Below are 16,278 nucleotides of genomic sequence, written 5' to 3'. Positions count from 1 at the left end.
GCTAGCGCCCGCCCCAGGCCACGGGCTCGTCGGGCGCGGCCGACTGCTCCCAGCGCCGCCGCTCGGCGACGAGCGTGTTGGACTGCTCCTGCAGGTCGTGCAGCACGCGCTGCACCAGGTTGGGGTTCGGCACGTCGGCGAGCACGACCGGCTTGTCGTGCCCGGTGTTGATGCGCACGTCGCCCGAGCCGAAGATCGACTGGAACCAGTTGCGGCGCACCGTCACGTCGTAGCCGCGCGAGTGCAGGAGTTCCTGCCGCACCGCGACGAACAGGCCGCCGCGCAGGATGAGCCGGCGCGTGGTGATCGTGTAGCGGCGGGTGAGCCACGCGAGGTACGGCAGCACGGTGAACACGAAGACCACGATCATGCCGAGGCCGACCAGCGCGAACTCCATCCAGGTCTCGGGCACGTTGCCGACGGCGAAGCCCACCGCACCGCAGACGACCAGGAGGACGAGCACCGGCACCGTGAGCACGCGCGCGTGACGTCGCACGCGCGCGACGACGCGTTCGGGCGGGGGCTGGGTCGGGCCCCCGGACTGCATCGGGCCCGTCTGCGTCATAGCCACCATTAATACCGCAGGTGCGTGACGTCGCCGGCTGCGACGGCCCGCGAACCGCCCTCCGCGTCGGCCTCGTCGCGCACGACCAGCCGCCCGGCGTCGTCGAGCGACTCCGCGACGCCGACCAGCTCGGCGCCGCCCGGCAGCTCGACGCGCACGCGCGTGCCGAGCGTGCCGCAGAGCTCGGCCACCTCCCGGGCGAGGCCGCTGGCGGCGGCATCCGCCCCCGACCCGAGGAAGTCGCGGTAGAGCCGCGCGAACCGACGGAGGTAGTCGGCCAGCACGGCGTCGGCATCGACCGGAGCGTGCGTGACGAGGGACAGCGAGGTCGACGTGAGCGTCGGCAGGTCGTGCTCGTCGAGCGAGACGTTCAGGCCCGACCCGATGATCACCGCGTGCTGGTCGGCGAGCAGCTCCGACAGGATGCCGCACACCTTGTAGCCCGAGATGAGCACGTCGTTGGGCCACTTCAGCCACACGTCCACGCCCCCGGTGCCGTCGCCGTCGATCACCGCCGACTCGTCGGGCTCGCTCGCGCGGCCCTCGCCGGCGCCCGGGAGCACCACCGCGCGCACGGCGCGCGTCATCGCGGCGCCCGCGAGCAGCGGCAGCCAGCCGAGCGCGTCGGGTGGCAGCTCCGCGCCGCCGGCGAGCCTCGGCCGCAGCAGGATCGAGATCGCCAGGGTCTTGCCCGACGGCGCCATCCACGTGCGGCCGAGCCGTCCGCGCCCGCGGGTCTGGTCGTCGGTGACGAGCACCGAGAGGTCGGGCCAGGCGGATGCCTCCGAGCGGGCGCGCTCCGCCAGCTCGTCGTTCGTCGATCCGGCCTCGTCGAGTGCGACCAACCGCGGCACCTCGGCACCGGCGAGTGGGAATTCCATGCGACCTCCTGACGCATACGGTAGCGCCCGCGCGCCGGCGCGACCGGCGGATGCCACCAGCTGTGCGGCCCGGTTTTGTGGGATTCCGTCAACGGTTTCGCCCGGAGGCTGGCCGGTAGAGTGAACCGCGTGACCGACGCGACCCCTTCCGCACCCGATCTCTCCACGACCGAGGGCAAGCTCGCCGACCTGAAGGAGCGCTTCCACGAGGCCGTCACGGCCGCGGGCGAGACCGCCCGGCAGAAGCAGCACGCCAAGGGCAAGATGACCGCGCGCGAGCGCATCGAGGAGCTCCTCGACCCGGGCTCCTTCGTCGAGCTGGACGAGTTCGTGCGCCACCGGACGCACGCCTTCGGCATGGAGTCCAAGCGCCCGTACGGCGACGCCGTCGTCACCGGCACCGGCACCGTGCACGGCCGTCAGGTCGCGGTCTACTCGCAGGACTTCACGGTCTTCGGCGGCTCGCTCGGCGAGGTCGCCGGCGAGAAGATCATCAAGGTCATGGAGCTCGCCATCAAGACCGGCGTGCCCATCATCGGCATCCTCGACTCGGGCGGCGCCCGCATCCAGGAGGGCGTGGTCGCGCTGGGCAAGTACGGCGAGATCTTCCGCCGCAACACCGCCGCATCGGGCGTCATCCCGCAGATCTCGATCGTGATGGGGCCCGCCGCGGGCGGCGCGGTCTACTCCCCCGCCCTCACCGACTTCGTCGTGATGGTCGACAAGTCGAGCCACATGTTCGTCACCGGTCCCGACGTCATCAAGACGGTCACCGGCGAGGAGGTCGGCTTCGAGGAACTGGGCGGCGCGCTCACCCACAACAAGGTCTCCGGCGTCGCGCACTACCTCGCCAGCGACGAGTCCGACGCGCTCGACTACGTGCGCACGCTGCTCGGCTACCTGCCCGACAACAACCAGTCGGAGGCACCGGTCTACGACAGCGAGGTCGAGCTCGAGACGACCGACGGCGACCGGCGCCTGAACACGCTCATCCCCGACTCGCCGAACCAGCCGTACGACATGCACGACGTCATCGCGGGCATCGTCGACGACGGCGAGTTCCTCGAGGTGCAGCCGCTGTTCGCACCGAACATCCTGATCGGCTTCGCCCGCATCGAGGGCCGTTCGGTCGGCATCATCGCCAACCAGCCGAGCGCCATGGCGGGCACGCTCAACATCGAGGCGGGAGAGAAGGCGAGCCGCTTCGTGCGCTTCTGCGACGCGTTCTCCATCCCGATCCTCACCCTCGTCGACGTACCCGGCTACCTGCCGGGCACCGACCAGGAGTGGACCGGCGTCATCCGCCGTGGCGCGAAGCTGCTCTACGCGTACGCCGAGGCGACCGTTCCGCTGGTCACGGTCATCACCCGCAAGGCCTACGGCGGCGCGTACATCGTGATGGGCTCCAAGCAGCTCGGCGCCGACCTGAACTTCGCCTGGCCGACCGCCGAGATCGCGGTCATGGGCGGCCAGGGCGCGGTCAACATCCTCTACCGCGGCGAGATCAAGCGTGCCGAGGAAGCCGGCGAGGACGTCGCCGCCGTGCGCACCAAGCTGGCCAACGAGTACACCTACAACGTCGCGTCGCCGTTCCTCGCGGCCGAGCGCGGCGAGCTCGACGGCGTCATCGAGCCGGCCGCGACCCGCGTCACCGTGACCAAGGCGCTCCGGGCGCTGCGCACCAAGCGCGCGAGCCTGCCGCCGAAGAAGCACGGCAACATCCCGCTCTAGGGAGGACCCATGGCCCAGATCACCCCGCCGCCCGACCAGGCGTTCGACGCCTCCGACGTGCGCATCCTCACCCCCGACGTGCCCGCCGAGGAGGCCGCGGCCGCGGCCGCGGTCGTCGCGGCCGCCATCCGCGCCGAGCAGGCCGAACGCCACGCGCGACCGGTCTCCGCGCGGGCCGAGTGGTCGCATCCGCGGCACCGCCTGCGCGGTCCCGTCGTGGCCGAGCCCGGCGGCTGGCACGCGTTCCGCGGCTGAGCGCGCCGGTTCCGCACCGATCGACCCCGGGTCGACAGCCGGAACGAGGTATCGATCCGGTCGGATTCCGGCGTGTCGGGCCCTGTCCCCCTCGGTGTCCCCCTAAATGCTGACTATCCCGCACCGCCGGCAGCCATCAGGATGAATATCGACAGGTGAATCCCATCGAGGATCACCGCCACCCGTTCGCCGACCAGGGTATCGAGGCGAACGTCAGGGGGCGAGTCCGGGAGATATTCGGGTTGTCTCCCCGGCTCGGATTCGGATAGGGGGTCGGCTGGGGGCCGGCCCCCTTCCCACTGCCCGGGGTACGACGCTCGCGCGACCGGGCCGAGCCGCTGCAGCCACCGCTCCGGGGGCGCTCAGCCCCCGCTCGCCCGCTCGGGCGAGACGCGCGGGATCTCCAGCCAGAACTCCACCTCGTCGTCGTCCTCGTCGACGGTCGCACCCGGCGCCGCGGCGAGCAGCCCGACGACGGTGACGGCGGTGGGCCCGCCCGACGCCGCGGTGCGCGCGACGATGCGATCGGCACGACTCGCCGCGATCGCGTCGGCCAGCTGCGACAGCACCTCGCCGCGCGCCTCGTCGGAGAGCTCGTCGATGCCGCCCTCGTCGAGGAGCGACACGACGGCACCGCGCTCGCGCGCCTCGCGCACCCGCTCGCGGACGTCGTCGTCGAGCAGCATCCGCCCGCGGATCTCGTCGCGGATCGCGGCCTCGAGCATGCGGCACTCGCGACGCTGCGCCTCGGTGAGGTCGCCGCCGCGCTCGATGATGCGGCGCAGCATGGGGGCCGCGATGCGGCTGGTCTGCGCGATGCGGAGGCGCCCCTCGAAGAGGTGCGCGTCCTGGGCCGCCTGCCAGTCGGCCGCCTCGCGCTCGGCACGGCCGAATGCGCGCGTGTCGCGCACCGCCTTCGCGAGCGCCGCCGTGAGCATGTGCGTGATGCCGACCCACACGATGCTGCCGATCACGCCGAGCGTGCCGAGCGCCATCGGCCCGGCCCAGGCGAGCGTCTGCACCGCCAGCACGATGACGCCCGTCCAGGCGACGAGCAGCTGCCTGCGCGCCGCGACGATCGTCATGAGCGTGCCCACGGCCGCCACGTACCAGGTGGCGTAGCCGCTCGAACCGAGCGGGTCCAGCTGGCTCGTCACGAGCAGCGGGAGCGCCACCGCGACGGCGACGTCGAACACGGCCATCCACTGGGGCATCCGCATCTGCTTCGCCGGCCAGAGGCTGATCACGGTCGCGAACGCGTACAGGGCGAGCGCGACGAGCGTCGGCACGGGCGAGGCGGGCACGTCGAGCGAGGTGATGCCGAGCACGACGTGGTACCCCGAGAAGAGGGCGCCGAGGCCCACCAGCAACCAGCGCGGGACGGCGATCACGACAGCGCCTCCGTCTCGTCCAGTTCCGCGGGCCAGGCGATCACGACGCGCGTGCCCTCGCCCGGCCAGCTCGCGACGCGGGCGGACCCGCCTGCGCTCGCGACGCGCTCCTCGATCGACATGCGGATGCCGAGTCGTCCCGACGGCACGTGGCTGCGCTCGAACCCGATCCCGTCGTCCTCGATCTCGACGACGACGCCGTCGCGGCCCACACCGCGCACCCGCAGCGAACGGCGGATCGGACGCCCGTCGTCGCCGTCGGCGTGCTGGATGCTGTTGACCATGCCCTGCACCGCGGCCGAGTAGATCGCCTCGACCGCCTCGACCGGCAGGTGCACGCCGCTCGCGTGCACCACGCGCACCTGGAACGGGTTCGCGAACGTCGAGACGGCCGCGCGCAGCCGCCGGACCAGCACCGTCAACTCCACCCGCTCGACCGCGCTCGGCACCCCGGGCGCCCCGGCCTCCTCGAGCCGGGCGACCGCGTCCCGTGCCATGCGCGCGGCACGCGCTCGCTCCTGCCCGCTCTCCGCGGCCGCGGCGGTCAGGAGCGTGGTCAGCACGCTGTCGTGCACGAGGGCGTCGATGCGCACGCGCTCCACCTCGTTCGCGTGCTGGCGCACCGCGATGTCGTAGCGACGCAGTGCCGCCTCCTGGGCGGCGTCCACGGCACCCGACGCCTGGCGGAGCATGGTGATGATGATGAGCACGACCAGGCCCAGGATGATCGCGTAGACCGCGTCGAGCACGGCGATCAGCGCCCCGGGCGAACCACCGGCGGGGCCGACCCGCACGACGCCGTAGACCACCGGGACCACGACCGTGTAGGTGACCGCGCCCCACAGCGGCAGGGTGATGCACGCCGCGGTCGTCGCGACCGTGCACAGGTAGTAGATCCACGGCACCTGCCCCTGCATCGCGGCGGGATCCGCGACGAGCAGGGGCCAGGCGAGCACGGCTGCGGCGTACGCGAGTGCGAACAGCAGGCTGACCCGGCGCACCGCGATCTTCGTGATGCTCGCGATGGCGAGGGACGCGATGCCGCCGTAGAGCACGGCCATGAGCACGGTGCCGGCACCCACGTGGAGCGCGGCGTTCTGGTCGAGTGCGACGGGCGCGGTCTGGGCGGCGAAGACCAGCCCGAACAGGCCGACGGCCCGTGCCGAGACGGTCTCGATCTGCGCACGGGTGACGGCCGTGCGCTGGCGCGGGCTGAGTCGCGCGAGGGGCGACTCAGCCGCGGCCATCCCCGCCTTCGGGGTCGAGGCCGGGGAGGATGCCGTCCTCGACGGCCCTGCGGAGGAGGTCGACCTTCGTCGGCGCGGGACGCCCCACCTCGACGTACTTGGCGCGGATGCGGTCGAGGTACTCGCGCGCCGTCGAGTGGGCGATGCCGAGCTGCCCCGCGACCATCTTCAGCGGCAGGCCCGATGCGTACAGGTGCAGCACGTCGCGTTCGCGGCGGCCGAGCTGCGCCTTTGCGAACTCGGAGTCGGCCTCGATGGCGCTCGCCCACTCGAGGTTGTTCAGCACGTCGCCGTTGGCGACCGTGGCGATCGATCGGATCACGACGTCCATCGGGGACGACTTCGGGATCACGCCCGCCGCTCCCGCGGCCAGCGACTCGCGCACGCTCGCCACCCGGTCGGCGATCGAGTGCACGAGCACCGCGGCGCCCGTCGCCCGCACGGCGTGCACGTTGTCGGTCACGGACGTGCCGTCGCCGAGCGACAGGTCGAGCACGACGACGTCGCACCCCTCGCCGCCGAGGCGCTCGACGAGCTGGGGCACGGTCGCGGCCGTGGCGACGACGTCGTACCCCGCATCCGTGCACGCCGCGCGCAGGCCGAGCCGCACCGCCTCGTGGTCGTCGACGATCGCCACGCGCGGCGTCTCCGCCACCTCGGTCCCGGTCTCCGCTGCCTGCACGCCCACCCCTCGCTCGCGTCGCACCTAGGCCACGATACTGCCGAGGCGGGCGACCGCCTCCACATGATGCGTGTTCGGGAACAGGTCGAACGCGCGCAGCTCCTCGAGCGCGTAGCCGGCGTCGCGCAGGTACCCCACGTCGCGGGCGAGCGCGACCGGATCGCAGGCCACGTAGACCAGCTGCCGCGGGCGCAGTTCGCCGAGCGCGTCGACCACGGCGCGGCCCGCGCCCGATCGCGGCGGGTCGAGCACGACGGTCGCCTGCGCGAGCGCATGGCGCTCGGAGCGCGACGCCTGCTCGACGAGGTCGCGCACGAACCGGTCGACGCGCGCGGTCACGGCCGCGGCCCCGATCCAGTCGGCGAGGTTCGCGGCGGCGTGGTCGGTGGCGTGCGCGTCGGCCTCGACGGTCGTGATGCGCACGGTCTCGCCGAAGCGGTCGCCGACCGCCGCGGCCAGCAGCCCGACGCCGCCGTACAGGTCGAGGTTCGCGGCGCGGGGGTCGAACGCCGCGGCGTCGACCGCGTCCTGCACCGCGCGGTAGAGCGTGCGCGCCGCGTTCGCGTGGACCTGCCAGAAGCCGGCCTGCTCGAGCGTGAACGGCCGGCCCTCGACGAACTCGGTGAGCTCGCCCCGCGGCGCTCGGCGCGGCTTCCCGCGACGATCGCGCTCCGCCACCAGCACCCGGGTGGCGCCGTCGCTCGATGCGATGACGTCGACGTGGGCGGCGCCCGGGAACCGCTGGCCGAGCGGGGCCGCACCGGCGACGGCGGGCGTGGCGAGGGGCAGGTCGGTGATCTCGACGACGTCGTGCGAGCGTGCCGCGAACGGGCCCAGGGTGCCGTCGTCGGCGACCTGCAGCCGGACCCGCGTGCGCCAGGCGGTGCCGTCGGCGGCCGCGTCGGGCGGCGCATCCGCACCGGGCTCGACGGCCTCGACCACGGGATCGACCTCGAGGTCGGCGAACCGCGCGAAGGCCTCGCGGAGCACGTCGGCCTTCAGCGCCCGCTGGCGCTCGAGCCGGATGTGCCCGAACTCGGCGCCGCCCGCCCGCTCCGTCGGGTCGCGATGGAGCGACGCGGCCTCCCACACGTGCCCTCGGCGATCGGCGGATGCCTCGAGCACCTCCACGGTCTCGGCGCGCCAGTAGCGGTCGTGGCGATCGTCGACCACGCGCGCACGCACCCGCTCCCCCGGCAGCGCGTCGGTCGTGAACACCACGCGCCCCTCGTGACGGGCGACGAACACGCCGCCGTGGGCGACGGGACCGACGTCGAGCTCGAGGGTGCGTGCCATCCGACAAGCGTCTCACGGACGGTGCAGGATGGGGTGCATGCGCCTCTACCTCGCGTCGACCTCGCCCGCCCGGCTGCAGCTGCTGCGGCAGGCGGGCATCGAACCGGTGGCGCTCCCGCCCGGGGTCGACGAGGAGGCCCTGGTGGCGCGCACGGAGGCCGAGCGCGGCCCCCTCCCCGTCGACGAGATGGTGCAGCTGCTCGCGCGCGCCAAGGCCGAGGCGCTGTCGGGCGCCGTGCACGAGGGCCACCCGATCGACGGGCTCGTCCTGGGCGGCGACTCCGCCTTCCTCGTCGACGGCACGATCCACGGCAAGCCGCACCGGCCCGAGGTCGCCGCCGCCCGCTGGCGCGAGCAGCGCGGCCGCAGCGGCGAGCTCTGGTCGGGCCACTGGCTCATCGACCACCGCGGCGGGTCGCCGCGCGCCGCGGTCGGGCGCCCCGACGTGGCATCCGTCGCCTTCGCCGACGTCACCGACGACGAGATCGACGCCTACGTGGCGACCGGCGAGCCGCTCGCCGTCGCCGGCGCGTTCACCGTCGACTCGCTCGGCGGTCCGTTCATCACCCGGGTCGAGGGCGACCCGAGCACCGTCGTGGGGCTGTCGCTGTCGACCCTGCGCGAACTGGTGCGCGAGCTCGGGGTGGAGTGGACGTCGCTCTGGAACCGGGCCTGACCAGCCGGCGCATGCGCCCCGCGGCATCCGCAGCGCCCTGACGCGGCACCGCGCCGTCGTTGTCGCTCGCCGCCCACGCTTCGCCGGGTTTCTTGTACGCCGTCACCAAAGGCCACGCGCCCCGCGCCAATAGGCTGGGGAATCATGCCGCGCATCACCAAGGTCCTCATCGCGAACCGGGGCGAGATCGCCGTCCGGGTCATCCGTGCCGCCCGCGACTCCGGAATCGGGTCGGTCGCCGTCTACGCCGACCAGGACCGCGACGCGCGGCACGTCAAGCTCGCCGACGAGGCGTACGCCCTCGAGGGCACCACGAGCGCCGAGACCTACCTCGTCATCGACAAGCTGCTCTCGATCGCCCGCCGCTCCGGCGCCGACGCCGTGCACCCCGGCTACGGCTTCCTCGCCGAGAACTCCGACTTCGCCCGCGCGGTCATCGCCGCGGGCCTCACCTGGATCGGCCCGTCGCCCGAGGCCATCGAGCAGCTCGGCGACAAGGTCTCCGCCCGGCACATCGCCGAGAAGGTGGGCGCGCCGCTCGCCCCCGGCACGCTCAACCCCGTGGCCGACGCCGCGGAGGTGCTCGACTTCGTCGACCAGCACGGCCTGCCCGTCGCCATCAAGGCGGCGTTCGGCGGCGGCGGACGCGGCCTCAAGGTCGCCCGCACCCGCGAGGAGGTGCCCGAGCTCTTCGACTCGGCCACCCGCGAGGCCGTCGCCGCGTTCGGCCGCGGCGAGTGCTTCGTCGAGAAGTACCTCGACGAGCCGCGCCACGTCGAGACGCAGTGCCTCGCCGACGCGGCGGGCAACGTCGTGGTCGTCTCGACCCGCGACTGCTCGCTCCAGCGCCGCCACCAGAAGCTCGTCGAGGAGGCACCGGCCCCCTGGCTCACCGAGGAGCAGACCCGGCTGCTGTACGAGTCGTCCAAGGCGATCCTGCGCGAGGTCGGCTACCTCGGCGCCGGCACCTGCGAGTTCCTCATCGGCGCCGACGGCACCGTGTCGTTCCTCGAGGTGAACACCCGCCTGCAGGTGGAGCACCCGGTCTCCGAGGAGGTGACGGGCCTCGACCTCGTGCGCGAGCAGTTCCGCATCGCCGAGGGCGGCACGCTCGACTACGACGACCCGGTGGCCCACGGCCACTCGTTCGAGTTCCGCATCAACGGCGAGGACCCGGGCCGCAACTTCCTGCCCGCCCCCGGCCCCGTGCACCAGCTGCGCTTCCCCGGCGGCCCCGGCGTGCGCATCGACTCGGGCGTGACCACCGGCGACGAGATCTCCGGCGCGTTCGATTCGCTGCTGGCCAAGCTCATCGTCACCGGCTCCTCGCGCGAGCACGCGCTCGAGCGCGCCCGCCGCGCCCTCGACGAGTTCGAGGTCGCAGGGCTGCCGACCGTGCTGCCGTTCCACCGCGACATCGTGCGCAACGAGGCGTTCGCGCCGACCGACGGCGAGCCGTTCACGGTCTTCACGCGCTGGATCGAGACCGAGTACGACAACCGCCTCGAGCCGTGGTCGGGCGAGCTCGCCGAGCCGACCGGCCCGGCCGCGCGCGAGGAGGTCGTCGTCGAGGCCGACGGCCGCCGCATCGCGGTGTCCATTCCGAAGCGGTTCGCCGCGACCTCGGTGCAGCCGACCGCCGGCCCCGCGCCGCGCCGCCGCTCGGGCGGACACGCGGTCGATACGGGCTCGGGCGACGCGGTGAAGGCGCCGATGCAGGCGACCGTCGTGAAGGTCGTCGTCGAGCCGGGCCAGCAGGTCGTCAAGGGCGACCTCATCCTCGTGCTCGAGGCCATGAAGATGGAGCAGCCGATCGCCGCCCACAAGGACGGCGTCGTGAGCGTGGTCAACGCCGTGGTCGGCGCGACCGTCTCGAGCGGTCACCTCCTGCTCGCCATCGACGACGCCTGACCGCAGCCGCCCGCGCCGCTCGCGCTTCTGGCGGGTTCGCTTTTCAGGAGCCTCCGACCGGCCCCGCAACGATCCCCCGCTGAACCGGCCCCGTACTGCGGATCGTTGCGCGGCGGCGGTGCGAACGACGCATCCCGCTGGCGCCCGCTGTCCCACTCCTGAAAAGGGAGCACCCCGGCGCGACGACGCCGTGCACCGGCAGCCGCCCGGCGCCCGACGCCGTGCACCGGCAGCCGCCGCGGCACGTCAGGCGGCGCGTCGCACGCCGGCGCGTTCCAGCACTCGGAGGACCCGCAGTCCCACCGCGTCCGGATCGGCGAGCACCTCGCGCGCCGTGACCCGCAGGGTCGGGATTCCGCGGGCCAGGAGCTCACCGTCGCGCCGGCGGTCCTCCTCGAACGCGGCCAGCGAGCTGTGGAACGCGCGACCGTCCACCTCGACCACCAGCACCCCGCCGACCAGGAAGTCGACGCGACCGACGCCGTCGACCCACACCTGCTGGAGGTAGACCAGGCCGAGGCGGCGCAGCAGCAGCGCCACGTGGGTCTCGGCGCCCGATCCGGCGAGGTCGGTCAGCAGCACCGACTGCTCCCGGTGCCAGCCGCCGTGCGCGGCCAGCATGGTGCGCGCCTCCTCGAGGGGGAGCAGCCGCCGTGCCACGGCGGATTCGAATGCCGCGAGCACGTCCCCCCTCGGCTGGCAGCCGGCGACCTGCTCGAGGGCGGAGCGGATGTCGGTGCGCCATGCGCTCGCCGCCCGCGGTCGCTCGCCCACCGCCTCCTCGCACCAGTGGAGCACGACCTCCTCGGCATGCAGGTCCGAGCGGATGCCCGCCTCATCGTCCGCGCCCTGCGGTGCGCCCCGCGCTTCGCCGAGCGGATGCCTCGTGCGCAGCCGCCCGGCGTTCGCCGGCAGCGCCACATGCACGGCGTCCTCGGACCCGGCCCACACCCCGAGGCTCGCTGCGGCGCTCACGCACCCGAGTCGCCCGCCGACGCGGACTGCGACGACGGCCGCTCGTGCTGCGGCCGGACTCGCGTAGTGCGCGCGTCGTACGCGTTGCAGCGCGCCCGCGTGCACCGCCGCCGCCAGCCGAGCCGGCGAGTGCCCCTCCGCCAGCAGCTGCCGCCGGGTGGCGATTCCACCGAACCGATCCACTGTCTCCACGACCCGTCGCATGCCCGTCAGGCTGCCGCAGCTCGTCGGCGCCCTGCGGTCGCCCGCGCGCGACCCACGCACAGCTCGCCGCCGGCGCCCTGTGGAGGAGCGTCCCCGACATCTGCCCACCGAGCGACGGCGTCCGTTCTCAGGAGTCCACGACAGGGACTGGCACGGATGCTGCTTCCAGACCTGGGAGCACGCACGATCCGTGCGCCCACCGGCCCGGGCGCGCCCGAACCCTCCACCGCTCATCCCGGCGTCCTGAAAAGCGACACACCACGCGGCGGGTGGCGGGCCGGCCGGCGGACGGGCGCTACTGCACGATGTGCAGGGCGCGCGCGGCGTCGGTGAGCGAGCCCGAGAGCGACGGGTAGACGGGGAACGCCTCGGCCACCTCGTCGACCGTCAGGCGCTGCTCGACCGCGATCGTCAGCGGCAGGATGAGCTCGGAGGCCTTCGGCGCCACGATGACGCCGCCGATCACGGTGCCCGAGCCGGTGCGCGCGAACAGCTTCACGAAGCCGTCGCGGATGCCCATCATCTTCGCGCGCGGATTCGACGCGAGCGGCAGCTTGTAGATCACGCCCTGGGCGATGCCGTCGTCGATCTGCTTCTGGTTCCAGCCGACGGTCGCGATCTCGGGCTGCGTGAAGATGTTCGAGGTGATGTTGCGCTCCTCGGGCGGGTTCACGATGTCGCCCATGGCGTGGAAGATCGCCGTGCGCCCCTGCATCGACGCGACCGACGCGAGCGGCGGGAAGGTCGTGCAGTCGCCGGCTGCGTAGATGTTCGGGATCGAGGTGCGCGCCACGCGGTTCACGCGGATGTGGCCGCTCGTGGTGAGCTGCACCCCGGCCTCGGCCAGCCCGATGTCCTTCGTGTTCGGGATCGAGCCGACCGCCATCAGGCAGTGCGACCCCTCGACGGTGCGTCCGTCGGTCAGCGTGGCCACGACCCCGTCGCCGGCCAGCACGACCGACTCGGCGCGCGACTTGTTCATCACGTGCATGCCGTTGCGCTTGAAGACCTTCTCGATGACGGCGGCGGCGTCGGCGTCCTCGCCGGGGAGCACCTGATCGCGGCTCGAGATGAGCGTGACCTCGGCGCCGAGCGCCCGGTACGCCGACGCGAACTCGGCACCGGTGACGCCGGATCCGACGACGATCAGGTGCTTGGGGATGGTCTGCAGCTGGTAGAGCTGGGTCCAGGTGAGGATGCGTTCGCCGTCGGGCACCGCCGACGGCAGCACGCGCGGGCTCGCCCCGACCGAGACGACGATCGTGTCGGCCTCGATGCGGTCGAAGTCGGTGCCCTCGTCGCCCGGAGCGGTCGACACGGTGACGGCGTCGCGCCCGTCGAGGCGGCCCTCGCCCTGCACGATGCGCACGCCCGCGTCGAGCAGGTTGGCGCGCATGTCCTCCGACTGCTGCCGCGCGAGCCCGAGCAGCCGCTTGTTCACGGCCGACAGGTTGATGGCGACCTCGGGCCGGATCGGCTTGCCCGACTCGCCGCGCGCGTAGAACTGCACGCCGAGGTCGGCCGCCTCCTTGACCGCGTTCGACGCCTCGGCGGTCGCGATGAGCGACTTCGAGGGCACCACGTCGGTGAGCACGGCCGAGCCGCCGACGCCGACGCGCTCGACGAGCGTGACCTCCGCCCCGAGCTGGGCTGCCGTGAGCGCGGCCTCGTACCCGCCGGGCCCACCCCCGAGCACTGCGATCCGCTGGGTGCGCTCGAACTCGTAGGCCATGCGACCATTCTGGCGCAGCCGCGGAAAGGCGGGCAAACGAGCGGATGCCCCGGCGCGGCGCCCGACCGTCGCACGAAGCGCTGCCCGGCGCGGGGAGCGTCGGCGAGCGGATGCCTCGACGGAGCGGCATCCGTCGCGCCCGTGCTCATGCGAGCACGCCGGCGACACCCGAACGGGGGTGCTCAGTAGCATGGCACCATGCACGCACCGAATCCGCTCGACGACCCCGCAGCCGACCCGTTCGAGGTCGCCCGCACCGCCGCCGCACAGATCGCGGAGGCGACCGGCGTCGACCGGCACGACATCGCGCTGACCCTCGGCAGCGGCTGGGGCAAGGCCGCCGACCTCATCGGCGAGACGACCCACACGCTTCCGGCGACCGACATCACGGGCTTCGGCGAGCCCGCCCTGGAGGGACACGTCGGCACGCTGCGCTCGATCCTCCTGCCGAGCGGGAAGCGCGCGCTCGTGATCGGCGCGCGCACGCACTACTACGAGGGGCACGGCGTGCGCCGCGTGGTGCACTCGGTGCGCACGGCCGCCGCCACCGGGGCATCCGTCATGATCCTCACCAACGGCGCCGGCAGCATCCACGAGGACTGGCCCCCGGGCACGCCGGTGCTGATCCGCGACCACCTCAACCTCACTGCCGACTCGCCCCTCGAGGGCGCCACCTTCGTCGACCTCACGGACCTCTACGCACAGCGCCTGCGCGACCTCGCGCACACGGTCGACCCCGGCCTCCACGAGGGCGTCTACACCCAGTTCCGCGGGCCGCACTACGAGACGCCGGCCGAGGTGCAGATGGCGAAGACCATCGGCGGCGACATCGTGGGCATGTCCACGGCGCTCGAGGCGATCGCCGCCCGGCAGGCGGGCATGGAGATCCTCGGCATGTCGCTCATCACGAACCTCGCCGCGGGCATCCAGGCCACGCCGCTCAGCCACGAGGAGGTGATCGAGGCCGGTCGCGCTGCCGGATCGGTCATCTCGTCGCTGCTGGCCCGGATCGTCGCGGAGCTGTAGGCGATGGCCGACATCGCAGAGGGACTCATCGCCCGCGCCGAGGCGTGGCTCGACCAGGACCCCGACCCCGAGACCCGCGAGGAGCTCGGCGCACTGCTCGAGCGCGCGCGCGCCGGCGACCCCGATGCCGAACGCGACCTGCACGACCGGTTCGACTCGCGCCTCGACTTCGGCACCGCCGGGCTCCGGGGCGAGATCGCGGCCGGGCCGAACCGCATGAACCGGGTGCTCGTGTCGCAGGCCGCCGCCGGGCTCGCCGCCTTCCTGTGCGAGCACGCCGCCGAGGGCGAGACGCCGTCGGTCGTGATCGGCTTCGACGGCCGCCGCAACTCGCGGGTGTTCGCCGAGGACTCCGCCGCGATCCTCGCCGGCGCCGGGGTGCGCGCCATCCTGCTGCCGCGGCTGCTGCCGACCCCGGTGCTCGCGTTCGCCGTGCGCCACCTCGGCACCAGCGCGGGCGTGATGGTCACGGCCTCGCACAACCCGCCGAACGACAACGGCTACAAGGTCTACCTCGGCGGCGACGACCATGGCTCGCAGATCGTCTCGCCGACCGATCGCGAGATCGCCGAGCACATCCTCGCGGTGGCCGCGGGCACGCAGGTGCCGCTGCTGCCGCGCGCGGAGTTCGAGACGGCCGACGAGTCGGTCGTCGACGCGTACGTCGAGGCGACGGCCCGGGTCGCGGTGCCGCCGCGCGCGCAGCCGGTCGCCGTCTACACGGCCATGCACGGCGTCGGCTGGGAGACCACCCGGCGCGTGCTGCAGCGGGCCGGGTTCGACGAGCCGGCCCTGGTCGCCGAGCAGATCGATCCCGATCCGGCGTTCCCCACGGTCGCGTTCCCCAACCCGGAGGAACCCGGCGCGATGGACCTCGCGCTCGCGAAGGGCCGCGAGGTCGGCGCCGACCTGGTGATCGCCAACGACCCCGACGCCGACCGCCTCGCCGTCGCGATCCCCGACGCCTCCGCCGACGCGGGCTACCGCCGGCTCACCGGCAACGAGATCGGCCAGCTCCTCGGCTGGCGTCAGGCCGAACTGGCCGCGGACGGCCCGGGCGACGGCGCGCCCGACGGCACGCTCGCGTGCTCGATCGTCTCGTCCCCCGCGCTCGGCGTGATCGCCGAGGCGTACGGGCTCGACTTCCGCGAGACGCTCACGGGCTTCAAGTGGATCTCGCGCGCACCCGACCTCGTCTTCGGCTACGAGGAGGCGCTCGGCTACCTCGTGAACCCCGGCACGGTGCGCGACAAGGACGGCATCTCCGCGGCGGTCGCATTCCTCTCGCTGGCCGCGGAGCTCGCCGCCGAGGGCCGCACGGTCGCCGACCGGCTCGACGAGTTCGCCGACCGCTTCGGCGCGTTCGCCTCGGGCCAGGTCTCGCTGCGGGTCACCGACCTCTCGCGCATCGGCGAGATCATGTCGCGCCTGCGCGCCGACCCGCCCGCGGCGATCGGCGACGTGCGCGTCGAGCGCATCGACGACTTCTCCGACGGCTTCGGCGACCTGCCGCCGAGCGACGTGCTGCGCATCGTGCTGGCGGACGGATCCCGCGTCATGGTGCGCCCGAGCGGCACCGAGCCCAAGCTGAAGGCGTACCTCGACGCGTCCAGCGCGTCGGGTGACGCGGCCGAGCGCCGGGCGACCGCGGCGGCCCGGGTTGCCGCCCTCGACCGCGGCATGCGCGCCCTGATCGGCTGAGGGTG

14 protein-coding genes are annotated in these 16,278 nt (G+C 73.4%); 6 read left to right on the top strand and 8 right to left on the bottom strand.

Features of this window, described 5'->3' with window-relative positions; all coding sequences use genetic code 11:
* Position 1 precedes the first annotated feature (1 nt).
* Together ABZK10_RS10970 and ABZK10_RS10965 are read right to left on the bottom strand one after the other, a co-directional pair.
* Positions 2-565 (bottom strand): PH domain-containing protein, encoded by a 564-nt coding sequence (locus ABZK10_RS10970; protein WP_353809234.1) that lies wholly within the window; start codon positions 563-565, stop codon positions 2-4.
* Positions 566-573: 8 nt separating this feature from the next.
* Complete coding sequence (locus tag ABZK10_RS10965; protein ID WP_353809233.1) at positions 574-1,446, bottom strand: biotin--[acetyl-CoA-carboxylase] ligase; 873 nt, start codon at positions 1,444-1,446, stop codon at positions 574-576.
* 120 nt (positions 1,447-1,566) lie between these two features.
* Here ABZK10_RS10965 and ABZK10_RS10960 point away from each other — a divergent pair, with 120 nt between their 5' ends.
* Positions 1,567-3,177: an acyl-CoA carboxylase subunit beta gene (locus ABZK10_RS10960; RefSeq protein WP_436408513.1), complete on the top strand. Its 1,611-nt coding sequence runs from the start codon at positions 1,567-1,569 to the stop codon at positions 3,175-3,177.
* A gap of 9 nt (positions 3,178-3,186) precedes the next feature.
* Complete coding sequence (locus ABZK10_RS10955; RefSeq protein WP_353809231.1) at positions 3,187-3,432, top strand: hypothetical protein; 246 nt, start codon at positions 3,187-3,189, stop codon at positions 3,430-3,432.
* Positions 3,433-3,794: 362 nt separating this feature from the next.
* Here ABZK10_RS10955 and ABZK10_RS10950 read toward each other — a convergent pair whose 3' ends face one another.
* The 4 genes from ABZK10_RS10950 to ABZK10_RS10935 are packed head-to-tail and all read right to left on the bottom strand — an operon-like array spanning position 3,795 to position 8,048.
* Positions 3,795-4,823, bottom strand: a complete 1,029-nt coding sequence (locus tag ABZK10_RS10950) for a DUF8320 family protein (protein WP_353809230.1) — start codon at positions 4,821-4,823, stop codon at positions 3,795-3,797.
* On the bottom strand, positions 4,820-6,070 hold the full coding sequence (locus ABZK10_RS10945) for a sensor histidine kinase (RefSeq protein WP_353809229.1): 1,251 nt from the start codon (positions 6,068-6,070) through the stop codon (positions 4,820-4,822). Before ABZK10_RS10945 ends, ABZK10_RS10950 begins: the two co-directional genes overlap by 4 nt.
* Positions 6,057-6,758 (bottom strand): response regulator transcription factor, encoded by a 702-nt coding sequence (locus ABZK10_RS10940; protein ID WP_353809657.1) that lies wholly within the window; start codon positions 6,756-6,758, stop codon positions 6,057-6,059. Before ABZK10_RS10940 ends, ABZK10_RS10945 begins: the two co-directional genes overlap by 14 nt.
* Before the next feature lie 18 nt (positions 6,759-6,776).
* The gene (locus ABZK10_RS10935; RefSeq protein WP_353809228.1) at positions 6,777-8,048 is read right to left on the bottom strand and encodes a class I SAM-dependent RNA methyltransferase; all 1,272 of its coding nucleotides are present in this window, start codon (positions 8,046-8,048) and stop codon (positions 6,777-6,779) included.
* Positions 8,049-8,085: 37 nt separating this feature from the next.
* Between ABZK10_RS10935 and ABZK10_RS10930 the strand changes: the two genes are divergently transcribed.
* Entirely contained in the window at positions 8,086-8,724 is a 639-nt protein-coding gene (locus ABZK10_RS10930) for a Maf family protein (RefSeq protein WP_353809227.1), read from the top strand.
* A 144-nt stretch (positions 8,725-8,868) separates the two neighbouring features.
* Positions 8,869-10,635 carry an ATP-binding protein gene (locus ABZK10_RS10925; protein ID WP_353809226.1) on the top strand — a complete coding sequence of 589 codons (1,767 nt, stop codon included), beginning with the start codon at positions 8,869-8,871 and terminating at the stop codon, positions 10,633-10,635.
* Between the two features lie 246 nt (positions 10,636-10,881).
* Here the strand turns inward: ABZK10_RS10925 and ABZK10_RS10920 are convergent, their stop codons facing one another.
* Together ABZK10_RS10920 and ABZK10_RS10915 are read right to left on the bottom strand one after the other, a co-directional pair.
* Positions 10,882-11,610 carry a putative endonuclease domain-containing protein gene (locus ABZK10_RS10920; RefSeq protein WP_353809225.1) on the bottom strand — a complete coding sequence of 243 codons (729 nt, stop codon included), beginning with the start codon at positions 11,608-11,610 and terminating at the stop codon, positions 10,882-10,884.
* Positions 11,611-12,109: 499 nt separating this feature from the next.
* Positions 12,110-13,546: an NAD(P)H-quinone dehydrogenase gene (locus ABZK10_RS10915; RefSeq protein ID WP_353809224.1), complete on the bottom strand. Its 1,437-nt coding sequence runs from the start codon at positions 13,544-13,546 to the stop codon at positions 12,110-12,112.
* Between the two features lie 198 nt (positions 13,547-13,744).
* On the opposite strand from ABZK10_RS10915, the gene ABZK10_RS10910 reads away from it, so the two are divergent.
* Positions 13,745-14,572 (top strand): purine-nucleoside phosphorylase, encoded by an 828-nt coding sequence (locus ABZK10_RS10910; protein ID WP_353809223.1) that lies wholly within the window; start codon positions 13,745-13,747, stop codon positions 14,570-14,572.
* 3 nt (positions 14,573-14,575) lie between these two features.
* Positions 14,576-16,273, top strand: coding sequence for a phospho-sugar mutase (locus ABZK10_RS10905; protein ID WP_353809222.1), 1,698 nt, complete (start codon positions 14,576-14,578; stop codon positions 16,271-16,273).
* The last annotated feature ends 5 nt before the right edge of the window (positions 16,274-16,278 follow it).

This window comes from Agromyces sp. SYSU T00194 (assembly GCF_040496035.1).
In the GTDB taxonomy this organism is placed as follows: domain Bacteria; phylum Actinomycetota; class Actinomycetes; order Actinomycetales; family Microbacteriaceae; genus Agromyces; species Agromyces chitinivorans.
This window is presented reverse-complemented; position numbering and strand designations above follow the sequence as displayed.